Annotated in this window: 22 protein-coding genes and 3 pseudogenes; 19 read left to right on the top strand and 6 right to left on the bottom strand. The window is 60.4% G+C overall.

The window, feature by feature from the left end; genetic code table 11:
• The 6 genes and pseudogenes from Q7J44_RS09935 to Q7J44_RS23285 form a co-directional block, all read left to right on the top strand.
• A pseudogene (locus Q7J44_RS09935) lies at positions 1 to 307 on the top strand (MFS transporter); the annotation flags it as partial.
• 867 nt (positions 308 to 1,174) lie between these two features.
• Positions 1,175 to 2,044, top strand: a complete 870-nt coding sequence (locus tag Q7J44_RS09930; RefSeq protein WP_304879402.1) for a tyrosine-type recombinase/integrase — start codon at positions 1,175 to 1,177, stop codon at positions 2,042 to 2,044.
• Positions 2,045 to 2,054: 10 nt separating this feature from the next.
• Positions 2,055 to 3,236, top strand: coding sequence for an IS91 family transposase (locus Q7J44_RS09925; RefSeq protein ID WP_304879400.1), 1,182 nt, complete (start codon positions 2,055 to 2,057; stop codon positions 3,234 to 3,236).
• 395 nt (positions 3,237 to 3,631) lie between these two features.
• Positions 3,632 to 3,808: pseudogene (locus Q7J44_RS23295) on the top strand (transposase); the annotation flags it as partial.
• Positions 3,763 to 3,981: a transposase gene (locus Q7J44_RS23290; protein ID WP_370692985.1), complete on the top strand. Its 219-nt coding sequence runs from the start codon at positions 3,763 to 3,765 to the stop codon at positions 3,979 to 3,981. The pseudogene Q7J44_RS23295 and the gene Q7J44_RS23290, both read left to right, overlap by 46 nt.
• Positions 3,982 to 3,984: 3 nt before the next feature.
• A complete protein-coding gene (locus Q7J44_RS23285) occupies positions 3,985 to 4,452 on the top strand; it encodes an IS5 family transposase (RefSeq protein ID WP_370692984.1) in 468 nt (155 codons plus the stop codon).
• Between the two features lie 657 nt (positions 4,453 to 5,109).
• Here the strand turns inward: Q7J44_RS23285 and Q7J44_RS09915 are convergent.
• Positions 5,110 to 5,880: a DeoR/GlpR family DNA-binding transcription regulator gene (locus tag Q7J44_RS09915; RefSeq protein ID WP_304879398.1), complete on the bottom strand. Its 771-nt coding sequence runs from the start codon at positions 5,878 to 5,880 to the stop codon at positions 5,110 to 5,112.
• 289 nt (positions 5,881 to 6,169) lie between these two features.
• Between Q7J44_RS09915 and glpD the strand changes: the two genes are divergently transcribed.
• The 9 genes from glpD to Q7J44_RS09870 all read left to right on the top strand — a co-directional run bounded on the left by glpD (position 6,170) and on the right by Q7J44_RS09870 (position 16,462).
• A complete protein-coding gene (glpD, locus tag Q7J44_RS09910) occupies positions 6,170 to 7,732 on the top strand; it encodes a glycerol-3-phosphate dehydrogenase (protein WP_304879404.1) in 1,563 nt (520 codons plus the stop codon).
• Between the two features lie 10 nt (positions 7,733 to 7,742).
• On the top strand, positions 7,743 to 8,843 hold the full coding sequence (locus tag Q7J44_RS09905; RefSeq protein ID WP_304879396.1) for an ABC transporter ATP-binding protein: 1,101 nt from the start codon (positions 7,743 to 7,745) through the stop codon (positions 8,841 to 8,843).
• Position 8,844: 1 nt separating this feature from the next.
• Positions 8,845 to 9,921, top strand: coding sequence for an ABC transporter ATP-binding protein (locus Q7J44_RS09900; protein ID WP_304879394.1), 1,077 nt, complete (start codon positions 8,845 to 8,847; stop codon positions 9,919 to 9,921).
• Positions 9,921 to 10,793 carry a carbohydrate ABC transporter permease gene (locus tag Q7J44_RS09895; RefSeq protein WP_304879392.1) on the top strand — a complete coding sequence of 291 codons (873 nt, stop codon included), beginning with the start codon at positions 9,921 to 9,923 and terminating at the stop codon, positions 10,791 to 10,793. Before Q7J44_RS09900 ends, Q7J44_RS09895 begins: the two co-directional genes overlap by 1 nt.
• Positions 10,793 to 11,596 (top strand): carbohydrate ABC transporter permease, encoded by an 804-nt coding sequence (locus tag Q7J44_RS09890; RefSeq protein ID WP_304879390.1) that lies wholly within the window; start codon positions 10,793 to 10,795, stop codon positions 11,594 to 11,596. Before Q7J44_RS09895 ends, Q7J44_RS09890 begins: the two co-directional genes overlap by 1 nt.
• Positions 11,596 to 12,018: a DUF2160 domain-containing protein gene (locus Q7J44_RS09885; protein WP_304879388.1), complete on the top strand. Its 423-nt coding sequence runs from the start codon at positions 11,596 to 11,598 to the stop codon at positions 12,016 to 12,018. The genes Q7J44_RS09890 and Q7J44_RS09885 overlap by 1 nt, the downstream gene beginning before the upstream one ends.
• Before the next feature lie 82 nt (positions 12,019 to 12,100).
• Entirely contained in the window at positions 12,101 to 13,822 is a 1,722-nt protein-coding gene (locus tag Q7J44_RS09880) for an ABC transporter substrate-binding protein (protein WP_304879386.1), read from the top strand.
• A gap of 142 nt (positions 13,823 to 13,964) precedes the next feature.
• Positions 13,965 to 15,449, top strand: coding sequence for a glycerol kinase GlpK (gene glpK, locus Q7J44_RS09875; protein WP_304879384.1), 1,485 nt, complete (start codon positions 13,965 to 13,967; stop codon positions 15,447 to 15,449).
• Entirely contained in the window at positions 15,446 to 16,462 is a 1,017-nt protein-coding gene (locus Q7J44_RS09870; protein WP_304879382.1) for an iron-containing alcohol dehydrogenase, read from the top strand. The genes glpK and Q7J44_RS09870 overlap by 4 nt, the downstream gene beginning before the upstream one ends.
• A gap of 3 nt (positions 16,463 to 16,465) precedes the next feature.
• Here Q7J44_RS09870 and Q7J44_RS09865 read toward each other — a convergent pair.
• From Q7J44_RS09865 to Q7J44_RS09855, 3 genes are all read right to left on the bottom strand, one after another.
• A protein-coding gene (locus Q7J44_RS09865) for an IS5 family transposase (RefSeq protein WP_304879380.1) occupies positions 16,466 to 17,235 on the bottom strand; the annotation gives its coding sequence in 2 pieces (ribosomal slippage) (positions 16,466 to 16,899 and positions 16,899 to 17,235; 771 coding nt in all).
• A 28-nt stretch (positions 17,236 to 17,263) separates the two neighbouring features.
• Positions 17,264 to 17,596, bottom strand: a complete 333-nt coding sequence (locus Q7J44_RS09860) for a hypothetical protein (protein ID WP_304879378.1) — start codon at positions 17,594 to 17,596, stop codon at positions 17,264 to 17,266.
• A 150-nt stretch (positions 17,597 to 17,746) separates the two neighbouring features.
• On the bottom strand, positions 17,747 to 18,247 hold the full coding sequence (locus Q7J44_RS09855) for an NUDIX hydrolase (RefSeq protein ID WP_304879376.1): 501 nt from the start codon (positions 18,245 to 18,247) through the stop codon (positions 17,747 to 17,749).
• Here Q7J44_RS09855 and Q7J44_RS09850 point away from each other — a divergent pair.
• On the top strand, positions 18,247 to 18,432 hold the full coding sequence (locus Q7J44_RS09850) for a hypothetical protein (protein ID WP_304879375.1): 186 nt from the start codon (positions 18,247 to 18,249) through the stop codon (positions 18,430 to 18,432). The genes Q7J44_RS09855 and Q7J44_RS09850 overlap by 1 nt on opposite strands.
• Before the next feature lie 159 nt (positions 18,433 to 18,591).
• On the opposite strand, the gene Q7J44_RS09845 is transcribed toward Q7J44_RS09850, so the two are convergent.
• Positions 18,592 to 19,098, bottom strand: a complete 507-nt coding sequence (locus tag Q7J44_RS09845) for an MgtC/SapB family protein (RefSeq protein WP_304879373.1) — start codon at positions 19,096 to 19,098, stop codon at positions 18,592 to 18,594.
• Between the two features lie 231 nt (positions 19,099 to 19,329).
• Between Q7J44_RS09845 and Q7J44_RS09840 the strand changes: the two genes are divergently transcribed.
• Both Q7J44_RS09840 and Q7J44_RS09835 read left to right on the top strand, forming a co-directional pair.
• The gene (locus Q7J44_RS09840; protein ID WP_304879371.1) at positions 19,330 to 20,058 is read left to right on the top strand and encodes a phosphatase PAP2 family protein; all 729 of its coding nucleotides are present in this window, start codon (positions 19,330 to 19,332) and stop codon (positions 20,056 to 20,058) included.
• A 391-nt stretch (positions 20,059 to 20,449) separates the two neighbouring features.
• The gene (locus tag Q7J44_RS09835; RefSeq protein ID WP_304879369.1) at positions 20,450 to 20,716 is read left to right on the top strand and encodes a hypothetical protein; all 267 of its coding nucleotides are present in this window, start codon (positions 20,450 to 20,452) and stop codon (positions 20,714 to 20,716) included.
• 77 nt (positions 20,717 to 20,793) lie between these two features.
• Here Q7J44_RS09835 and Q7J44_RS09830 read toward each other — a convergent pair whose 3' ends face one another.
• Positions 20,794 to 21,087 (bottom strand): polymer-forming cytoskeletal protein, encoded by a 294-nt coding sequence (locus Q7J44_RS09830; protein WP_304879368.1) that lies wholly within the window; start codon positions 21,085 to 21,087, stop codon positions 20,794 to 20,796.
• A gap of 692 nt (positions 21,088 to 21,779) precedes the next feature.
• Here Q7J44_RS09830 and Q7J44_RS09825 point away from each other — a divergent pair.
• Positions 21,780 to 21,960, top strand: a pseudogene (locus Q7J44_RS09825) (MFS transporter); the annotation flags it as partial.

Below are 21,960 nucleotides of genomic sequence, written 5' to 3'. Positions count from 1 at the left end.
CACGCTGCTGTTGCCGCATGTGGACCTGTTCTGGACAGGGGTGCTGACGATCCTGATCAACCTGATCATGGCCAGCGCTTTTGCCTCGATCCTGATCTACGCGATGGACCTGCTGCCCGACCGGATCGGCCTGATTGGTGGGCTGTTCTATGGGCTGAATTTCGGACTTGGCGGCATCGCTGCCGCGCTCCTGGGCGTGCTGGCGGACAGCTACGGCGTTGAGACAGTCTACCGGATCTGCGCCTTCTTGCCACTTTTCGGGGTGCTGGCTTGGTTCCTGCCCCGGATCGAGGACGGGGAAGCATAAGACATCCAACAGGTGTCAGACGTTGCCCAGTGGTTTGGCTTCAAACTCAGGCGTTGCTGCGCCAAGGCGCTATATGCTGACTATCTCTGCCAAAGTTACGCCACTTAGGTGATGTAATGCTCGCCAATGGCACAGGTTATCAAATTCAGGCGTCGCCCACGTAGGCTCGAGAACAAGGCGCTGTATCGCAAGCGACTTATGCCGAGGAACGTCTTTTTGCCAATTTTGCTCAGCATCGGGCTTTTGGTCGGTGTCTCAGATTTTCCGTCGGTAGGAACCACGCACAGCGAAAAGGCTAAAGGTCCAAGCGTTTTCCAGGGTGGCGATGCGCTCAATGGTGGCAGACGAGGGCTCGGAGGCATCTCGACTGCTTCCAATGATGACGCTGGATCATCTTCGGCAGAAGGCACATTGGTTGATCGAGTGACTAGAGTACGAGACGGCGATACCATAGTTGTGGGCCTGATACCCATTCGAATTGCTAACCTAGACTGTGCTGAACGCGGGACAGCAGCAGGTGACAGAGCTACTCGCGTGGCAAGACGGTTGGTGTCCAGAGCAACTTTGACCTGCAGACTAGAGGGCCGCCGCTCATATGATCGGGAGGTCGGCATTTGTGCCCTGCCGGATGGCAGAGACTTCGGTGAAGTGCTCATCAGTGGTGGTGTGTGCGACGGCTGGTAGAATCTGCGGTCTCGAAATCGAAGTATTCAATTTCCTGTCCCTCGAAAATCCGCTTTAGGCCGTGTTGACAAAAGGGACTGAACGAACCCGCTGGCGCGGGATTGGTGTCAGTGTTGGCGGGAATGGCGTCCTGATGGGAAGGGTTGGTTGCTCAATACCAACCTTTCATAGGGAGTCCACTCCATGGCTTATACCACACCAGCGGTAAGCCCGCTGCGCCGCCGCATGATCGACGACATGACGCTTCGCAACCTGTCGCCCGCCACGCAGCGATCTTATCTTCATGCGGTCGCGAAGTTCAGCCGGTACTGCGACCGTTCGCCGGATCGGCTGGGACTGGAGGACGTTCGCGCCTTCCAAGTCTATCTGGTATCACAGGGCATTTCCTGGCCGGCGCTGAACCAGACGGTTTGTGCCTTGCGCTTCTTCTACGGCGTTACGCTGAACCGGGCAGAGATCCCCGAACGGATTGCGTATGCGCGCACGCCCCGCAAGCTGCCGACGATCCTGAGCGCCGATGAGGTTGTGCGTTTCCTCGAGGCGGTACCGTCCCTCAAGGCGCGTACGGCCCTGACGACCGCTTATGCCGCGGGGTTGCGCGCCTCGGAAGCCGTCAGCCTGAGGGTCGCGGATATTGATAGCGATCGCATGCTGATCCAGGTTCGTCACGGCAAGGGGGCCAAGGACCGAACCCTCATGCTCTCGCCGCAGCTTCTTGGTATCCTGCGGACCTACTGGCGTCTGGCGCGACCGTCAGTCTGGCTGTTCCCCGGGCGCGGCGACAAGCCGGTCGACGTGCAGGTGCTCCATTCCGCCTGCCGGTCCGCGACCAAGGCGGCAGGACTTACCAAGAAGGTCAGCGTGCATACGCTCTGGCACAGCTTCGCCACCCATCTGCTGGAGAGCGGCGTCGATATCCGCATCATCCAGGTGCTGCTCGGGCACAATAGTCTGTCGACCACGGCCCGATACACGCAGGTTGCCACGACGACGATCGCAAAGACGCAAAGCCCGCTTGATCGACTAAGCCTGGAGGTGGTGCCGCCCGGCTGAGGGCGGATTCATGCGCCCCACACTGGAGGTAGCGGACATCTTCCGCCGCCACGGCGCTGCCTATGTTCAGGCCCACGGCGGCCATCTCGGTCGAGTGGAGCGCCGCGTGATATCCGCAATCGAGTTGTGCCGCACGTCCGCGCTCGGCGGCCATGTCCAGGGTTGCCGGGCCTGCGGTACGCTTCATGTCGCCTATAATTCCTGCCGCAACCGGCACTGCCCGAAGTGTCAGGGCGCGGCCGCGCGCGACTGGCTGGCGGCACGTGCGGACGACCTGCTGCCGGTCCCCTATTTCCACGTGGTCTTCACACTGCCCGCCGAGATCGCAGCGATCGCCTTCCAGAACAAGACGGTCGTCTACGGCATCCTGTTCAAGTCCGCCGCCGAGACGCTGCGCATCATCGCCCCCGATCCCCGGCATCTCGGCGCCGGAATCGGCCTCGTCGCGGTCCTGCACAGCTGGGGTCAGACCCTGAGTTACCATCCCCACCTCCATTGCATCGTGCCCGGTGGCGGCCCGTCGTCCGACGGCACCCGCTGGATCGCCTGCCGTCCCAATTTCTTTCTGCCGGTCCGGGTGCTGTCGCGCCTGTACCGGCGGCTGTTCCTGCAGGCGCTGCGCGCCGCCTTCGATGCCGGACAGTTGCGCTTTTTCGCTGAGAACGCCGACCTGGCCGATCCGCAGGCCTTTGCCCGACTTCTCATCGCAGCCAATCGTCGCGACTGGGTCGTTTACGCCAAGCCGCCCTTCGGCGGGCCGGAGCAGGTGTTGGCCTATCTGAGCCGGTACACCCATCGTGTCGCTATTGCCAATTCCCGTCTGGTCAGCGTGGAAAGCGGCCAGGTGACGTTCCGCTGGCGCGACTACCGACATGGCCGCAGGCCAAGGCACATGACGCTGGACGCCGGCGAATTCATTCGCCGCTTCCTGCTGCACACCCTGCCGGACGGCGTTCACCGCATCCGCCACTACGGGTTCCTCGCCAACGGACAGCGCGCCGCCCGCCTCGCGGCCTGCAGGGCACTGCTGGCCGACCGGGTCTCGCAGGCAGAGGTCCACGTTGCATCCGCGATGAAGCCGACGCCCGTTCTGCGCTCTTGCCCCTGTTGCGGCCGCCCGATGGCTATGATCGCTGTCTGGTATCAGGGTCAGCAACCGCCCAGCTGGGCATTCTGGAACGACAGTTCATGACGCAAGCGACAAGCTGCCATCTTGTGCCCTGCGACCGGCCTCCACGAGGACCGGGCGGCTTGCTTGTGGACCAGAACACCAGATGCGGTGCCCGCGACCGATCCACGCAGCAATCGACCGCCAAATTGGACCGCCGCCATGCTCCGCAGGAGCCGACGCCAGCACCATCCGCAATCCAGCCCGCACCCCAGGTCCGCGTATCGGCCCTCGCGCCTGTCACCTCAAATCGACGTCAAAGCCCAAATCCCCATAGCGCCAAACCGACCCGCGGCTTCGTTCAATCCGGCTTCAATGAGGTCAGCGACACCGCCCGCCCGCGATCGCCCGCCCGCAGACCTCACAGAACCCTCCAGATTCACAGGGCGCGCTGATCGTGATTCAAGCTGGTATCTGCGATGGAGACCAGCTTGGCACGAGACCTGATGTCGGACGAGGAATGGGCGTTTCACGAGGGCTTCATTCCGGCAATCCGCGCCCCAAGTGGGCGCAAACCCACCAACCATCGCCTTGTTTTGGATGGGATTTTCTGGATAGCCCGCACGGGTCGCCGTGGCGTGATCTGCCCGAAGAGTTCGGGAAGGGGTCCAGTGTCTACCGCCAGTTCCGACGCTGGACGCTGGCAGGGCTATGGGAGCAGATTATGGAGGCCCTGAACGAGAGTGGGCTTGTGCCCGATGCGCTCCAGATGATCGACAGCACCGTGGTTCGCGCCCATCATCAGGCAGCGGGCGCAAAAGGGGGCTGAGCCATGGGCGCCACTGGTTCAAGCCCATGGCGAAGGCGACAGGGTTTCGGCCGTTCGAGGGGTGGCCTTACGACCAAGATCCACCTCCGCGTCAACGGCGCAGGCCTCCCCATGAGGTCCGACATCACGCCAGGGCAGACATCGGACTATCTGGGCTTTGATCTGGTCATGGACAACAACCTGCCCGAACCGAGCGTCTTTCTGGCAGATCGCGGCTATGACTCTGACAACGTTCGCAAAACGATGGAATCACGCGACGTCGTGACAGTGATACCCATGCGGAAATCCCGAAAGCTGCGCGTCGCGGTTGATCGCAGACTCTACAAATTGCGCAACCTCGTCGAGAGATGCTTCAACAAGCTGAAGAATGCCCGACGCGTTGCCACCCGCTACGACAAAACTGCCGAAAGCTTTCTGGGCTTCATCGACATTAAGTCCATCCGCCTCTGGCTCCGCCATTTGTCAACATGACCTAGCAGAAGGGGTTACGGAGTCGCATGCGACAGGAGCAAGAGCATCGAGGTAAGTCCCTCAAATTTGCATGGGGTTAGGATCGGTTTACCGGCTCCTGCTCACAGTTTAGGCCGAAGGTTGTGCTTTTTTGGCCAGCTTGCTCGTTTAGCGCAAACCGAAAAAGGAGAGAACAACAAGGACGACGACGATGAGGCCGACAATGTAAACAATCTTGTTTATGGAGATCCTGTGAAAATATGCGCCAATTGGGGCGTGTTGCATCTCAGATCAACGCGGTTCCCTTTGAACGGTTCCCCAGGTGATTTTTAACATATCCGGAAATGTGTATGCTGGCAGGCATGTTGCCCAAGCGGCAGCAACCCTCAGACGCATTTGGGAAACTGCCAAAACCCGCAACGATCTCGGCCAAAACAGCGTACGATCTAAGTCACTGATAATAAAAAATACTTTGTCGCAGATCTCTGGTGGAGGCCGCGCTTTTTAAGGCGCTAGGACTATAAAAGCGCCGTGTTTTGTCAGGCCCTTAAGATGTATTTGGGGCCCGCGTAGCAATCAGTCCTTTTTGTCACTCTTGGGCTGGTAGGGAGCATTGGGTGGAGGCCGGGAGTGGGCGCTGTGGTTACACTGCCGGTTCCGGCCATGCCCTCTGGAGCTTTAAGGCTCTCGATCTGCCAACACCACGCGTGTGCCCCAGCCCTCACAGGCCGCCATCAGACTGTCCGGCAGGGCCTGATCAGTCACGACCGCGTCCAGCTCTGACAGGCTGGCAATCCTCGCCGGGGCCGACCGGCCCAATTTGCTGTGATCCACCACCAGAAATGCCTGCCGCGCCTGTTGCAGAATGGCGCGGCTGACCCGGACCTCTGCCAGATCGAAGTCCAGCAGATCGCCGTCCCGGTCCAGTGCCGAGGTGCCGATGATGGCGAAATCCACCTTGAACTGCTCGATGAACTGCGTGGTCAGCGCGCCCACCAACCCGCCATCACTGCGCCGCAACGCCCCGCCCGCCACCATGATCTCGCAACCCGGGTTGGCGACCAGCAGGTTGGCCACATTCATATTGTTGGTCACCACCGTAATGTTGCGGTGATGCACCAACTCGCGCGCGACTGCCTCGGTCGTGGTGCCAAGGTTCAGGATCAGGGACGCATTGTCGGGGATCATCGCCGCGCAGGCCCGCGCAATCGCGGCCTTGGCCGTCTCGTTCATGCGGCGTCGCGCTTCATAGCCGATGTTGGCCACCCCGGTCCGCGGCACCGCCCCGCCATGCACCCGGTCCAGATGCCCGGCTTCGGCCAGGTCTGTCAGGTCGCGGCGGATGGTCTGCAGCGTCACGTCAAAGCGCTGCGCCAGATCTTCCACCACCACCCGGCCGTCCTGCCGGGCAATGTCCAGAATGCTGCTCTGTCGAAAATTCAATGCCACGCCTGCGCCCTTTCTTCCGCTTCTTTTGGCACAGGTCGGCGTGGATTGTCACCGCCAAAACTATGCTGCGCCTGCATTCTTTTTTGCGCGTTTGCAGCATATTCTTGCTTGCGCGAGCAGTTTTCTCCCTATCAATCCGAGAATATGTTCGTATTTAATCGTATCGCGCATAAACGAAGAAACATGTTGACGCATAACAGATCCTTGAGGCAGTGTTGCCGCACGGAGGGGCAACTCTGCCGAGGAGGTAGACAGCGTGAACACCGTGACAGACGCCCGGCAGCCCGACATGGCCGACCTGTTCATCATCGGCGGCGGCATCAACGGCTGTGGCATCGCGCGCGATGCCGCAGGGCGCGGCTTGTCCGTCATTCTGGCCGAGCAGGGCGATCTGGCGCAGGCCACGTCGTCGTCGTCCACCAAGCTGTTCCACGGCGGCTTGCGGTATCTCGAATATTTCGAGTTCCGTCTGGTGCGCGAGGCGCTGGAGGAACGCGAAACCCTGCTGGCGGCCATGCCCCATATCTCCTGGCCAATGCGCTTCGTGCTGCCCTGGCACAGAGACATGCGGTTCGACACAGATACGCCCACCAGCCGCCTGCTGGGTCTGGTGATGCCCTGGATGAAGGGACGCCGCCCCGCCTGGCTGATCCGGCTCGGCCTGTTCCTGTATGACACGCTGGGCGGGCGCAAGATCCTGCCGCCCACCCGCACGCTAGACCTTGCGACCGACCCGGCGGGCAAGCCGCTGCACCCGAAATTCCGTCACGCCTATGAATATTCCGACTGCTGGATCGAGGATTCCCGCCTTGTCGTGCTCAACGCCCGCGACGCGCAGGCACGTGGCGCGCGCATCCTGGTGCAGACCCCGGTGATCAGCGCCACCAGAACGGCCGACCATTGGGAGGTGGTGACCAACGGCGAAGGCGGCCCCATCACCCACCGTGCCCGCGCGCTGGTCAATGCCGGCGGCCCTTGGGTCGAAGACATCATCCGCAACGTCGCCCGGATCAACTCGACCGAGGGTGTCCGTCTGGTGCGCGGCAGCCATGTCGTGACGCGCAAGCTCTATGACCACGATCGCTGTTATTTCTTCCAGGGAACCGATGGCCGCATCATCTTTGCCATTCCCTATGAGCAGGATTTCACCCTGATCGGCACCACCGACAAAGACCATCAGGGCGCGCCGAAAGATGCCGTCTGCACGGATGAGGAGCGCGATTACCTGCTGGCTTTCGCATCGAACTATTTCGCCAAACCTGTCACGCGCGATGATGTCGTCTGGACCTATTCCGGCGTCCGTCCGCTCTATAATGATGGCGCGAAATCGGCCACCGCTGCCACCCGCGACTATGTCCTCAGCCTTGATCAGACCGGGGCACCGCTGCTCAATGTGTTCGGTGGCAAGATCACCACCTACCGCCGTCTGGCCGAATCCGCGCTGGAAAAGCTGTCCCCCTTCTTCCCCGGCGTGCAGGGCAAATGGACCGCGCGCCAGCCGCTGCCCGGCGGCAACTTTCCGGTCGATGGCGTGGCAAACCTGACCGCCCGCCTGAAATCTGCCCACCCTTACCTGAGCGACTATCACGCCGCCCGCCTGATCCGCGCCTATGGAACCGAAGCCGCTACCGTGCTGGGCAACGCCAAGTCCTTCGCCGATCTGGGCCGCGACTTCGGCGCCACTCTGACCCAGGCCGAACTGAACTGGCTGATGACCCATGAATACGCCCGCCACGCCGCCGATGTGGTCTGGCGGCGCAGCAAACTGGGCCTGCGCATGACCCCGGTCCAGATCGCTGCCCTTGACGACTTCATGACCACCCGACAGGCCGCCAACCCGGCGGCGGAATAAGGGAAACCCGATGGCTCTGGAATTGCAAAACGTGTCACGGTCGGTCGAGGGGCGGGTCCATATCCACCCGACGACCCTGACGCTGCAAAAGGGCACGATGAACGTGCTTCTGGGCCCGACGCTGGCCGGAAAGACCAGTCTGATGCGGCTGATGGCAGGCCTTGATGCGCCGACTACGGGGCGCATCCTGTGGGATGGCGCGGATGTCACCGGCGTGCGCGTGCAGGACCGCAAGGTGGCAATGGTCTATCAGCAGTTCATCAACTATCCCGGCATGACAGTTTACGAAAACATTGCCTCGCCGCTGCGCATAATGGGTCGCGATGCCGCCGCAATCGACAAGGCCGTGCGCGAAACTGCCGACATGATGCGCCTGACGCCGATGCTGCAACGCAAACCGCTGGAGCTCTCGGGCGGGCAGCAACAGCGGTGCGCCTTGGCACGTGCTCTGGTCAAGGGGGCTGGTCTAGTCTTGCTGGACGAGCCGCTGGCCAACCTTGATTACAAGCTGCGCGAAGAGTTGCGGATCGAAATTCCCCGCATTTTTGAGGCCTCGGGCGCGATCTTTGTCTATGCGACGACCGAACCCGAAGAGGCCCTGCTTCTGGGCGGCAACACCGCCGCCCTACACGAAGGCCGGGTAACCCAGTTCGGCCCCACCCCGCAGGTCTACCGCCAGCCTGCCGACATGACGACCGCGCGCGTGTTCTCGGACCCGCCGATGAACTTCCTGCCCTGCGTCAAGACCTTTGCTCAGCTTGCGCTGGGGGAGGTGACAACTCCGGCCACCGGTGCTTTCGCGGCTCTGTCGGATGGCACCTACACCGCAGGGTTCCGCGCCAACCACCTGTCCCTGCACCAGCCGTCGCCCGAAGCACTGCCGTTCCCCTGCACGTTGGCGGTGACTGAAATCACAGGATCTGAGACGTTCCTGCATCTGCACCACGGGGCCGATAAATGGGTTGGCCTTGTGCATGGTGTGCAGGATCTGGTCGACGGGTCCGAGGTGACGCTCTGGCTCGATCCGGCGCATGTTTATCTGTTCGACGTGACAGGTCGCCTTGCCGCTGCTGCAACCTATGCGCGGTCGAACTTGAAGGGGGCCGCGTAACATGGCACAGATCACGCTGAAAAATCTGGCGCACAGCTACTATCCGAACCCGACCAAGGACGAGGATTTCGCGCTCAAGAAAATGGACCACGTCTGGCAGGATGGGGGGGCCTATGCGCTGCTCGGCTCATCGGGCTGCGGCAAGACCACGCTTTTGAACATCATTTCAGGTCTGCTGCGCCCGTCGCAGGGCCGTGTGCTGTTTGGTGACCGTGATGTGACCGACGCCGCTACGTCCGAGCGCAACATCGCGCAGGTGTTTCAGTTCCCGGTGGTCTACGACACGATGACCGTGCGCGACAACCTTGCCTTTCCACTGCGTAACCGCGGGATGGACCCGAAATACATTGCCGAGCGCGTGCAATCCATCGCCCAGATGATCGGCATGGAGGATCGTCTTTCGCGGAAAGCTCAGGGTCTGACCGCCGATGCCAAGCAAAAGATTAGCCTTGGCCGGGGCATGGTGCGCGAGGATGTGAATGCCATCCTGTTCGACGAACCGCTGACGGTGATCGACCCACACATGAAATGGGAATTGCGTACCCAGCTGAAAAAGCTGCACCGGGACTTTGGTCACACCATGATTTACGTCACCCATGACCAGACCGAGGCGCTGACGTTCGCCGACAAGGTCGTGGTGATGTATGATGGCCGTGTGGTGCAGATGGGCACTCCGGAAGAGCTGTTTGAAACGCCGCAGCACACCTTTGTCGGCTATTTCATCGGCTCGCCAGGCATGAACTTGCTTGATGCGCAGATCGACGGCAATCGTGCCCAGGTCTACGGGCAATCCGTCACTCTGGGCACGACCTACGCGCCGCTGGCTGGCCGCACGCAGATCGGCATCCGGCCGGAATACGCGAAGCTGACCGCGGGGGAGGGCTTGCCGGTCTCGATCCGTCGGGTCGAGGATGTGGGGCGCCACCGCCTGATCCGAGCCGAGGTCATGGGCCAGCCCTTCAGCATCGTTGCCCCCGAAGGCATGGAGATCGGTGCCGATCTGACCCATGTGGCCTTCGTGCCGCGTAAAATAAACGTCTACGCCGACGACTGGCGCGTGCAGGGGGGGGCTCTGTGATGATCAAGACCCAGAACAACAAGGCGTGGTTCCTTGTGCTGCCGGTGCTGGTGGTGGTGGCGTTCTCCGCCGTGCTGCCGCTGATGACGGTGGTGAACTACGCCATGAACGACACTTTCGGCAACAACCAGTTCTTCTGGGTCGGGCTGGAATGGTTCGAGGAGATGGTCACCTCCTCGCGCCTGCACGACGCGCTTGGCCGTCAGATCCTGTTTTCGGCGATCATTCTGGCAATCGAGGTGCCGCTTGGCATCTACATTGCCTTGAACATGCCCAAATCTGGGTTCTGGGCGTCGTTCTGCCTTGTGCTGATGTCGTTGCCTTTGCTGATTCCGTTCAATGTGGTGGGGACTATTTGGCAGATCTTTGGCCGCGTCGATATCGGTCTACTGGGGCACACGCTTGCCGGGCTTGGTATCGACTACAACTATACCAACGACCCGCTTGATGCATGGATGACCGTGATCGTGATGGATGTCTGGCACTGGACTTCTCTGGTGGCGCTTCTGGCCTATGCCGGACTGCAATCCATTCCACAGGCCTATTATCAAGCTGCCAAGATCGATCAGGCCAGCCGTTGGGCGGTGTTTCGCTATATCGAGCTGCCCAAGATGCAGGGTGTGCTGCTGATAGCTATCCTGTTGCGCTTCATGGACAGTTTCATGATCTACACCGAGCCTTTCGTGGTCACTGGTGGCGGGCCGGGCAACTCCACCACCTTCCTGTCGATTGATCTTGTTAAGATGGCCATTGGCCAGTTCGACCTCGGCCCCGCGGCGGCGTTCAGCCTGATGTATTTCCTTGTCATCCTCCTGGTGTCCTGGGTGTTCTTCACCGTGATGACGAACCTTGACCGGCAGGAGGGCAAGTGATGCGCGTGAAATCCTCTGCCCTGGTGATGGGCCTGTATCTTCTGTTCCTCTTGCTGCCGATCTACTGGCTGGTGAACATGAGTCTGAAGACCAACACCGAAATCCTGTCCAGCTTTACCCTTTATCCGCAGGATCTGACCTTCCGCAACTATGTGGTCATCCTGACCGATCCAAGCTGGTACATGGGCTATGTGAACTCGATCATTTACGTGACGATGAACGTGGTGATCAGCCTTGCCGTGGCTCTGCCCGCCGCCTATGCCTTTTCGCGCTACAGCTTCATGGGCGACAAGCACTTGTTCTTCTGGCTGCTGACCAACCGCATGGCCCCACCGGCCGTCTTCGCACTGCCGTTCTTTCAGCTCTACTCATCGGTCGGACTGTTCGACACACATATTGCAGTGGCGCTTGCCCATTGCCTGTTCAACGTGCCCCTTGCTGTCTGGATTCTGGAAGGCTTCATGCGCGGTGTTCCGAAGGAAATCGACGAGACCGCATATATCGATGGCTATTCCTTCCCGAAGTTTTTCGTGAAGATATTTATGCCGCTGATCGCATCCGGAATCGGCGTCGCTGCGTTCTTCTGCTTCATGTTCTCTTGGGTTGAGCTGTTGCTGTCGCGCACGCTTACCTCCGTGAACGCCAAACCCATCGCCGCCACCATGACCCGTACGGTTTCGGCATCGGGAATGGACTGGGGCGTGTTGGCCGCTGCTGGGGTGCTGACAATCGTGCCAGGTGCCTTGGTGATCTATTTTGTCCGCAACTACATCGCCAAGGGCTTTGCCCTGGGAAGGGTGTGATGACCACCGCCACCACCACCGCAAAGCGTGTCAACTGGCCCTTGATCAGCCTTACCATCGCTGCCGTCATGGCCGCCAGCCTGGCAGCCCTGCTGCTGACCGCGCCGCAAAAAGATGGTGCAATCGACTGGTTTGCGCCAATGGCCCCGGGCGGCTGGATGGCCTGGACGCTGCCGGTCGCGCTGTTTTTCTGGACCATCGCCTGCCTGCTGGTGACTTTTACCCTGCTGGCGATCCGTTTCCCCGAAACTCCGCGCGTCGGCATTCTGCGGATCGAAACCACCCGCGGCGACCGGCTGTTCATCTCGCTTCTCGGTTCGGCCTTCATCAACCTTGGCTGGCTGTTCTTCTTCGGGGCCCCGCTCTGGGGTGCCCTCATCCTCTGCCTTGTCTATGCCGCGTCGGTATTCCGCTGGGTCTAGACAGGTCGGCCACGACCAGGCGCGGCACCAAGAACCGCCCTGGCCAAATAACTGCAGTCCAACACTTCTGGGAGGAAATGAAATGAGACTTCGTCACGCAACCACAGCCATGGCGCTTGCGCTGATCGCCACAGGGTCGGTCCCCGCCTGGGCCGATATCGAGGCCGCCCGCGCGTTCCTCGATGCCGAAATCGGCGAAATGTCCACACTGGACCGCGCCGCGCAAGAGGCGGAAATGCAATGGTTCATTGATGCTGCCAAGCCCTATGCCGGCATGGACATCAAGGTGGTGTCGGAAACCATCACCACGCATGAATACGAGGCTAAGGTTCTTGCCCCGGCCTTCACCGCGATCACCGGCATCAAGATCACCCATGACCTTATCGGCGAAGGCGACGTGGTCGAAAAGCTGCAAACGCAGATGCAGTCGGGCGAAAACATCTATGACGCCTATATCAACGACTCCGATCTGATCGGCACCCACTGGCGCTATCAGCAGGTCCGCATTCTGGATGACTGGATGGCGGGCGAAGGGGCGGCTGTCACCAACCCGAACCTCGACATTGCCGATTTCATCGGCACATCCTTTACCACCGCGCCGGATGGTAAGCTGTATCAGTTGCCCACCCAGCAGTTCGCCAACCTGTACTGGTTCCGCTATGACTGGTTCAACGACGAGAAAACCAAAGCCGATTTCCAGGCCGCCTACGGCTATGAACTCGGTGTACCGCTGAACTGGTCCGCCTATGAGGATATTGCCGAATTCTTCACCGGCCGCGACATGACCTATGCCGGTGGCCCGGCCTCCGCCTGGGGCAACATGGACTATGGTAAGAAGGACCCCTCGCTTGGCTGGCGCTACACCGACGCGTGGATGTCGATGGCCGGCATGGGTGATGTGGGGGAACCCAACGGTTTGCCGGTCGATGAATGGGGCATCCGGGTCGATGAGAATTCGCGCCCTGTCGGTTCCTGCGTTGCGCGTGGCGGTGCCACCAACGATGCTGCCGCGGTCTATGCTGTGACCAAGGCCATTGACTGGTTGCAGAAATACACTCCGCCGGAAGCCCAAGGGATGACCTTCGGCGAAGCCGGCCCGGTACCAGCCCAAGGCCAGATCGCCCAGCAGATGTTCTGGTACACCGCCTTCACCGCTGACATGGTCAAAGAAGGCTTGCCGGTGATGAACGAAGATGGCACCCCAAAATGGCGCATGGCCCCCTCGCCGCACGGTGCTTATTGGCAGGAAGGCACCAAGGTCGGCTATCAGGACGCCGGTTCGTGGACGTTGATGAAATCGACCCCGGTCGACCGCGCGCAGGCCGCCTGGCTCTATGCGCAATTCGTGGTGTCGAAAACAGTGGATGTGAAGAAATCCCACGTCGGGCTGACCTTCATCCGTGAATCCACCATCGACCACGAAAGTTTCACCGAGCGCGCGCCAAAACTTGGCGGTCTGGTCGAATTCTACCGCTCGCCGGCCCGCGTACAATGGTCGCCAACCGGCACCAACGTGCCGGATTATCCGAAACTGGCCCAACTGTGGTGGCAGAACATCGGCGATGCCATGTCGGGTGCCAAAACCCCGCAGGAAGCCCTTGATGCGCTGTGTGAAGAGCAGGAGCGCGTAATGGAGCGGATCGAACGTGCCGGCGTCCAAGGCGACATCGGACCGAAACTGAACGAGCCGCAAGATGCCCAGATCTGGCTGGACGCCCCCGGTGCACCGGTGGCGAAGCTGGAAAATGAAAAGCCACAGGGCGAAACCATCAGCTATGACGAACTGATCAAATCCTGGAACTGATCTGACACCTCGATGGGGCAGGGCAACAGCCTTGCCCCATTATTCCGTCTTTAAATTTCCCCGCCGGGGGCATCCGGCACGGGCAGCCTCCGGCGGGGAAATTTAAGGACAGATAATATCAAAGTCAGCGGAGCCTGATGCCATGACCCACATCCTTGCCATCGATCAGGGCACCACCTCCAGCCGCGCGATCCTGTTTGACGCGGGCCTGCGTGTCGTCGCCTCGGCGCAGGAGGAATTCGTGCAGCACTACCCCCACCCCGGCTGGGTGGAGCATGAACCGTCCGACCTGTGGTCCAGCGTCGCCGCAACGGCGCGGGCGGTGATGGAAAAAGCCGGGATCAAGGCCGCCGGCATCGCCGCCATCGGCATCACCAACCAGCGCGAGACCACGCTGATCTGGGACCGTGCCACCGGCAAGCCGATCCACAACGCCGTGGTCTGGCAGGACCGGCGCACGGCAGACATCTGTGACGCGCTCAAGGCGGCGGGGCACGAACCGATGATCACCGCCCGCACCGGCCTGCTGCTTGACCCGTATTTCTCGGCGACCAAGGTGAAATGGCTGCTCGACCATGTGGACGGTGCCCGCGCCCGCGCCGAAGCCGGAAAGCTGGCCTTTGGCACCGTCGACAGCTGGCTGATCTGGAACCTGACCGGCGGCCGCGTGCATGCCACCGATGCCACCAATGCCGCGCGCACCATGCTTTACAACATCGGCACCGGGGAATGGGACGCCGAGATCTGCGCTCTGATGGGGGTGCCGGTGTCGCTGTTGCCCGAAGTCAAGGATTGTGCTGCCGATTTCGGCGTGACCCGTGCCGATCTGTTCGGGCGCGAGATCCCGATCCTTGGCGTGGCGGGCGATCAGCAGGCGGCAACCGTAGGGCAGGCGTGCTTTGCCCCCGGCATGATGAAATCCACCTATGGCACCGGATGCTTTGCGCTTCTGAACACCGGGGCCGACAGGGTGCCCTCGACCCACCGCCTGCTGACCACCATCGCCTATCAGCTGAATGGCAAACCCACCTATGCTCTGGAAGGCTCGATCTTCATCGCGGGCGCGGTGGTGCAATGGCTGCGCGACGGGTTGAAGATCATCCGTCACGCGTCGGAAACCCAAGCCCTCGCAGAAGCGGCGGACGAGGCGCAGGGCGTCATCCTTGTACCCGCCTTCACCGGGCTTGGCGCGCCCTATTGGCGGCCCGACTGTCGCGGTGCGGTTTACGGCCTGACCCGCAATTCCGGCCCGGCAGAGCTGGCCCGCGCGGCCTTGGAGTCGGTCGGCTACCAGACCCGCGATCTGCTTGACGCGATGCGCGCCGACTGGGGCACCACCGCAGATGGGGTCTTGCGCGTCGATGGCGGGATGAGCGCCAGCGACTGGGCCATGCAGTTTTTGTCCGACATCCTTGGCGCGCCGGTAGACCGCCCGCAGGTGACAGAGACGACGGCACTCGGCGCGGCCTACCTTGCCGGTCTGCAGGCCGGGATCTGCGGCAGCCCGGAAGACTTCGCCAAAAGCTGGGCGCTGGACCGCCGCTTCCAGCCGCAGATGGATGCCGCCAAGCGGGACGCCAACTATGCCCGCTGGGGCCGGGCGGTACAGGCGACGATGACGATATGACCTTTTCCATCCTTCAGCCGGCCCAGATATTGTACGGCCGTGGACAAGCCGCCGGGGCGGCAGGATTGGCCCGAACTTTCGGCCCGCGCGGGGTGTTGGTGCATGGGGCAAACCCAGCGCGGGCCGCATCTATCCTTGCCACGCTGGGCACCGACACCCTGGCTTTAGCTTGTGCAAGCGAGCCGACGCTTGCCATGCTGGAAACAGCGACCCAAATCACCCGCGTACACCGGCCTGACTGGGTGCTTGCGATCGGCGGCGGTGCGGCACTGGACTTGGGTAAGGCGCTGGCTGCGATGATCCCAGCGCCCGGTCCTGTCCTTGACCATCTGGAGGTTATCGGCAAAGGTCTGCCTCTTGCTGCAGCACCCCTTCCGTTTATCGCTGTCCCCACCACCGCGGGCACCGGGGCAGAGGTGACCAAGAATGCGGTTATTGGCCTGCCCGAACTCGGTCGGAAGGTCAGCCTGCGGGACGACCGCATGATGGCACGGATTGCGATCGTGGACCCTGCGCTCACGGATCAATGTCCATGGCCTGTGACCCTTGCCTCCGGTCTCGATACCTTGACCCAGTTGATAGAGGCTTATGTTTCCAACAAGGCAACGCTATACACCGATGCCATTGCCCTTCCCGCAATTGAGCCAGCCTTGCGCGCGTTGATCCAGTTGCAGAAGGAAGAGAACGCCGCGGACCGCGACTCTCTTGCCTGGGCGTCCCTTTGCAGCGGGCTCGCACTCGCCAATGCAGGTCTTGGCCTGGTGCATGGGTTTGCGGGAGTCATCGGTGGTACGACCGGAGCCGCGCATGGCGCAATCTGCGGTGCGCTGCTGGGCCCCGTCCTCGCGATGAACTGCGCGCGTGCCGAAGGTCAGCCGCGCCAAAAACTGGAGCGCGTCTGCGATATTGTTGCAGATGTGTTTGGTTGCGCCAGAGAGCAAGCCCCAGAGAGCCTTGCCAATTGGGCACAGAGTGTGGGCCTTCCACGACTTTCTAGGGTCCAGACTCATTGATCGTCAGAGCCAGAACAGGACGGTTGCGGCGAGGGCGACGGCTGACAGGAAGGTCTTGGCGCACCTGTCGTAGCGGGTTGCGACCCTGCGCCAGTCTTTCAGTCGGCCGAACATGATCTCGATGCGGTTACGACGGCGATAGCGTCGCTTGTCGTAGCGGACAGCTTTGCCGCGTGACTTCCGACCGGGGATGCATGGGCGTATCCCCTTGTCTTTCAACGCATCTCGGAACCAGTCGGCGTCATAACCCCGGTCCGCGATCATCCATTCGGCAGCAGGCAAGCTGCCCAGCAAGGCGGCGGCTCCGGTGTAGTCGCTGACCTGGCCGGCAGTCATGAAGAACTTCAGTGGACGGCCCTTGGCGTCGGTTACGGCATGCAGCTTGGTGTTCAGCCCACCTTTGGTCCGCCCGATCAAACGCCCGCGCTGGTCGTCGGGCCCCCCTTTTTCGCCCGCAGGCTCGAAGCCGTGCGGTGCGCTTTCAGATAGGTCGCGTCGATCATCACCGTCTTCTGCTCGGTGCCTTTCGAGGCCAGCCCCTCCATCATTCGGGCAAAGACCCCCATGTCACCCCATCGCTTCCACCGGTTGTAGAGTGTCTTCGGCGGGCCGTACTCACGCGGCGCGTCGCACCACCTCAAGCCATTGCGATTGATGAAGATTATGCCGCTCAAGACCCGCCGATCATCCACCCGCGGCTTACCGTGGCTCTTCGGGAAGAACGGCTTCAACCGCTCCATCTGCTCGTCTGTCAGCCAGAATAGATTGCTCATCATGCCCCCGTCAGTTCGGCGCCTTGAATCACGCAGCGACGGCAGCCTCAAGCAGATCAATGGGTCCTGAGCCTAACGCCGATCCGACATCGGCCCCCAGCAGCATGGCCAGGCCAACTGTGGCTGAAATGGCCCCCGATGCGATGAAGCCCGCTGCCATGACCGCAAGCGCCGTGGCGCTTTGCAGCATCATGGCCACCACGGCCCCACTGCTGGCCGCCACGATCCTGTTTCCCGCCGGAGCGCGCAGCCAGCGCCGCAGCGGCACGGCAAACGCCCGCTCTACCCCGGTGCGCACCATGCGCACGGCGTAAATCAGCAGGGCCGCCGCGCCTGCGACGTTCAGCAAAAAGACCAGCATCATGTTCTCGCTACAATTGTTCGTCTTCAATCTCGCAGGTCTGTAGCGCGAGCACTGAAAAACATCTGCAGGACCTGTTTTGTAACAGTTTTATGACAATCCGTCTTGAGGAAATCGTGTGACTTAATTCCTTTCTGGGAGTCATCAAACTTACCGAGGAGCGATATCGTCCTTTTGAGCAAGGAGTTGTTGCAACACGGCAGTCTCTTCCGACAAAGCTAGTAGCAATTCTGTCAGCTCCGGTTCCCAAACCTTTCGTGCCGCTCTGGCAGCGTCGAACCACTTGCGGCGACGCTCCCGGCGCTCTGGAAACTTCGAGTGGAGCCGAACCACGCGCAAAGCAAACACAGAAACGATGCAGGGTCGTATGACATCCGGACGAATAACCTTGTTGTAAGTAAAAGCTCCCAACGGCTCCTCGCAAACCAAGCCCTCTACACCAGCCTCTTCCCAAGCTTCTGCGGCAGCAGATTCTGCTGCAGTCAATTTGTCATGTGGCCAACCTTTTGGAATGACCCAGCGACCTGTGTCGCGGCTTGTGATCAATAGCAGTTCGACCTTGCCTCGGTGCATCCTCCAGCACAGCGCGCCCGTTTGACTGATTGGATTACTGCCTGCGTTTTCAAACGCAGCGGTTGCGGAGTGGGCCAATGGTCTATCATACTCCTCATGATCCGCTGCGCGTCTGCAAGCCGATCAACCGTTTATATCAATGGGCCTATCGCACGATTTTGCTGCAATGCCCAGCAAGGCTTGAGTACTTTGCGTGCAAAACAAAGATGAACGACGAAGGTGATCTGGAAAATTACGCTCAGCGGATCGGGGAATTCCACTGATGCGACCAGGCCAAGATCGCTGGCACGGGGCGAGCCGGTGGAAGGGACCATAATGCGGTCGAAATTCGCCTGACCGCCCGCAGTGCCCAGCACCTTGCAGTCGTGGAAGGTCAGCCTGCCGCGCAGCCGCATCCCCCAGCGCGGCAGGCACGACCCAATCTATTTTACCTCACCTTCCGTGTCGTTGGCATCCTCCCGATATGACGATGGCAACATGAAAGGTACCACTGCCAAGATGAGCAATAATATGAGGGTCGACAGAACGGCAGTGGCCTCAAGCCCAAGCCCTACCACGACTCCGATCCCAGCAGTCGCCCAAATGTTCGCAGCAGTGGTAAGGCCTTCAACTTTATGGTGCCCAGCACGCACGATGATAGCACCTGCTCCCAGGAACCCGATGCCTTGGACCACGCCCTGCAAAACTCGGGACAGATCAGAAATATCCATACCGCTTTGCAGAGGCCCGAGGACAAAAAGAGCTGCGCCAACGGCGACCAGCATATGTGTCCGCACACCAGCGCTTCTGGCCTTGCGCTCGCGCTCATAGCCGAGAATGCCACCCAGCATAGCTGCGAGCAGGAGGCGAACGACAATGCGTGTCACGGTGGACAAATCGGGGATGTCGGAAAACTCACTGATGATGGTGACCCAGATTTCGTTCAACATGGTGCGCTCCTTCGTCTTATGCGGCAGTCTGAGCCGCTTATATTCCCACGCCGCAATATGTCGCCCCAAATCCAACGGCCGTAAGTGATGAGAGGTTGCGCTAGCTGCAAGAAAAACATGCAATGATCATTGGGGTAATGCTTTGCTACCCATGCGAAGGGCCTGCAAGCAGAGCAAAATGCGCCAGCATCAGGGGAACGCATTAGGCACAGTGATCGTTCACGATAGATGATGATCATCCGTTTTCGCAAATTAAAGTGTTGGATCAGACGCAATGTCGAGGTCGGCACACTAGTTGCATTTGCAGTGGTTGTGCTTGGGTTTTGGGGACTGGCCGAACTGGTAGATGAAGTCGTCGAAGGCAGCACGAGCAACCTCGACCGCGACCTTCTGCTCCTGTTCCGAACATCACAAGACCCCTCCGATCCGATAGGTCCCGCATGGGTTGAAGAGGTCGTTCGGGATCTGACCGCCATAGGTGGCATCGCAGTTCTCACGCTGACCACGCTTGCCGTAGCCGGCTTTTTTCTATTGCGCCGGAAATTTGCCTCGACGCTCTATCTGCTTTTTGCCGTTGGCGGAGGCCTTTTGGCCTCCAGTGCGGCCAAGAGGTCTTTTGACAGACCGCGACCCGAACTCGTGCCTTACGAGTCGCTGGTTTATACCTCGAGCTTTCCTTCCGGTCACTCAATGATGGCCGCGGTTACATATCTTACGCTTGGCGTTCTGGTGGCAAGAATGCTCCCAAATATGAGGCTTAAGGTCTACGTGCTGATGCTTGCCGCGGTCGCCACGCTCTTGGTCGGAATAAGCCGCGTCTATCTCGGCGTGCATTGGCCCTCGGACGTTCTAGCCGGTTGGCTCGCTGGTGTGGTCTGGGCCATCGCATGCACTCTCGGCGCGCGGTTTCTTGCCTTTCCTGGAAGCGTTGAGAAAGAGGCGCGCGAGATTTCAAGTTGATGTGCTGTCAAGGAGCCGACCAAATGGCCAGTCCCCCTCCAACTGCCCGATTTTCGGGGGGTACCTCAGTCTATGCCGCGGATGGTATGTCGCGCGGACATGTCATGGTCTTAACGGTGAACCAATATCATGCGCGCCAGGCACAAGAAATGCGGACGAGCAGTCCTCGAATGTTTGGACAATCTTGGTCCGGTTCGGGGGCTTTGAATGCATTCATCTTTTTCAGCCAGACGGGGTATGGCGGGGAGGCATGATTACCCCAGAAATCGCGAAATGGTGTTCAAATTTAGTGCCCGCAACCAACACTAAGTTGTCAGTCATATTAATGCCTTGAAGATCCGCGCCCGCGGAACTTTTGCGCATCTCGGCGTTCGGATCCGGGATTGCCGCCATGAGCGCCGACGCTCCCGTCGCCAGACGCAGCAAGCTCGCCGAGATGGGCATTCTGATTGAAAGCCCGCAGATGGCTCAAGGTCTGCACATCTCCTTTGATCGCGAGTTGGAAGGCTTCGCCTGGCGAGTCGAATTGCAAGGCGGCCACAAGGTCTGGATCGACACCCCACAGCGGACGGTCGAGATCAAAGAGCCCGGTTCCACCGCCGCGAAGCGCTTAGTCGTAAAAGTGATCGGTTGGCTGCCGGTTGAATGGCTTATGTGATCGGCCTCATGGAACGACGCACACGTATCCGACGGACCTGATGCACTTCATACACGCTGATCTGGCAATTGACTATTTTAGCGAATGCGCTCCAACCGACCCTCTACTTCCGCGCCAGGCTCGATTGCAATCGACTCATGTCCGATATCTGCTAGGACGACCGCAGTATTGGTCAGCGAAACGTTTCGCGCGTTGATCGAACCCGATATCCGGCCGTGTACAGCCAAGTCATGGGCAACCGCGGTACCCTCAAGAATGCCTGTCGGCGCGATCAGGATGTCCGGTGCCCGCACTTGGCCCAAAACTCTGCCCTCCACATCGACCGGTCCAGCAGAATCGATATCACCCTTGATGACAAGGTCCGCTGCCACGACGCTGCGCCTCACACCCGACCTTGCCGGTGCAGGCCACTGCGCTGAAGTCCCAGAACTACTCATCTTTTTTTCACCCCAATCAAGCTGGAGCCGCGAATGGATCAGATTGACGTGTCCTGAGCAACCAACTCTCTTGGGCATCGGCGGCAATTGGCGAACGCCAATTCCGGCTGGCTGAGGATTGGTTTTGCCCAGCCATTACCATATCGACTTGGCTGCAAGAGCCTCAGCGTATCATTCCCCAAAAATCCCACTGGCGTTCAACCTCCATGACTGGGCCCTTTGCGATCTAGCCGCGCCTACCCCTCTCGGTAAGCACGCGTGATACCCCGCTTGAGCTGGCCGAACGAATGCGAGCGAGATGACTTGGCCGACGAAAGCCTCGAGCTCCCACCAACCCAGCATGGAACCTACACTTCTACGCAGTATCGCTGGATGGCGAAGGCATCGGTCAATCTACGGACACGCCCATGCTTGATACTGATCCAGCGCGCGCCTTCTTCTGCTGCCTGCTTTGACATTTCTAGGGTCGTGTTGGTCTCACGAGGTAGATCGGTGCCTTAGACAGCCAGCGCAGTGGCTGCACCGCTGTGTTGCCCCTTGTAGAGATCTGCCCGCTGTGAACTTATCGCCCGACTTGTACACGGCGTCCCGGACGCTAACGTCCCCCGACATTCAAGGCTGCTGACATGACACCCATCCCCCGGTCCGGAACCTACGTCACCGTGTTGGCAGTGCTGGGTCTGACGCATCTTCTGAACGATCTGATGCAGTCGCTGATCCCGGCAGCCTATCCGATTCTGAAGGAGGCTTACGGTCTGGATTTCGTCCAGATCGGGATGATCACCCTGACCTTCCAGGTTGCGGGCG

Origin of the sequence: Pseudotabrizicola sp., assembly GCF_030656345.1 — a bacterium.
Taxonomy (GTDB): Bacteria; Pseudomonadota; Alphaproteobacteria; order Rhodobacterales; family Rhodobacteraceae; genus Pseudotabrizicola.
Note: the sequence above shows the minus strand (reverse complement) of the source record. Positions and strands in the feature narration are given on the sequence as shown.

Excerpts from the sequence above, each read along its gene's own strand:
- Q7J44_RS09840 (WP_304879371.1), top strand. The coding sequence starts at position 19,330 with ATGATCATCCGTTTTCGCAAATTAAAGTGTTGGATCAGACGCAATGTC.
- Q7J44_RS09870 (WP_304879382.1), top strand. The coding sequence starts at position 15,446 with ATGACCTTTTCCATCCTTCAGCCGGCCCAGATATTGTACGGCCGTGGA.
- Q7J44_RS09890 (WP_304879390.1), top strand. The coding sequence starts at position 10,793 with ATGCGCGTGAAATCCTCTGCCCTGGTGATGGGCCTGTATCTTCTGTTC.
- Q7J44_RS09905 (WP_304879396.1), top strand. The coding sequence starts at position 7,743 with ATGGCTCTGGAATTGCAAAACGTGTCACGGTCGGTCGAGGGGCGGGTC.
- Q7J44_RS09925 (WP_304879400.1), top strand. The coding sequence starts at position 2,055 with ATGCGCCCCACACTGGAGGTAGCGGACATCTTCCGCCGCCACGGCGCT.
- Q7J44_RS09930 (WP_304879402.1), top strand. The coding sequence starts at position 1,175 with ATGGCTTATACCACACCAGCGGTAAGCCCGCTGCGCCGCCGCATGATC.
- glpD (WP_304879404.1), top strand. The coding sequence starts at position 6,170 with ATGGCCGACCTGTTCATCATCGGCGGCGGCATCAACGGCTGTGGCATC.
- Q7J44_RS09895 (WP_304879392.1), top strand. The coding sequence starts at position 9,921 with ATGATCAAGACCCAGAACAACAAGGCGTGGTTCCTTGTGCTGCCGGTG.
- Q7J44_RS09845 (WP_304879373.1), bottom strand. The coding sequence starts at position 19,098 with ATGTTGAACGAAATCTGGGTCACCATCATCAGTGAGTTTTCCGACATC.
- Q7J44_RS09850 (WP_304879375.1), top strand. The coding sequence starts at position 18,247 with ATGGTCTATCATACTCCTCATGATCCGCTGCGCGTCTGCAAGCCGATC.
- Q7J44_RS09835 (WP_304879369.1), top strand. The coding sequence starts at position 20,450 with ATGAGCGCCGACGCTCCCGTCGCCAGACGCAGCAAGCTCGCCGAGATG.
- Q7J44_RS23285 (WP_370692984.1), top strand. The coding sequence starts at position 3,985 with ATGGGCGCCACTGGTTCAAGCCCATGGCGAAGGCGACAGGGTTTCGGC.
- Q7J44_RS09860 (WP_304879378.1), bottom strand. The coding sequence starts at position 17,596 with ATGCTGGTCTTTTTGCTGAACGTCGCAGGCGCGGCGGCCCTGCTGATT.
- glpK (WP_304879384.1), top strand. The coding sequence starts at position 13,965 with ATGACCCACATCCTTGCCATCGATCAGGGCACCACCTCCAGCCGCGCG.
- Q7J44_RS09885 (WP_304879388.1), top strand. The coding sequence starts at position 11,596 with ATGACCACCGCCACCACCACCGCAAAGCGTGTCAACTGGCCCTTGATC.
- Q7J44_RS09880 (WP_304879386.1), top strand. The coding sequence starts at position 12,101 with ATGAGACTTCGTCACGCAACCACAGCCATGGCGCTTGCGCTGATCGCC.
- Q7J44_RS09900 (WP_304879394.1), top strand. The coding sequence starts at position 8,845 with ATGGCACAGATCACGCTGAAAAATCTGGCGCACAGCTACTATCCGAAC.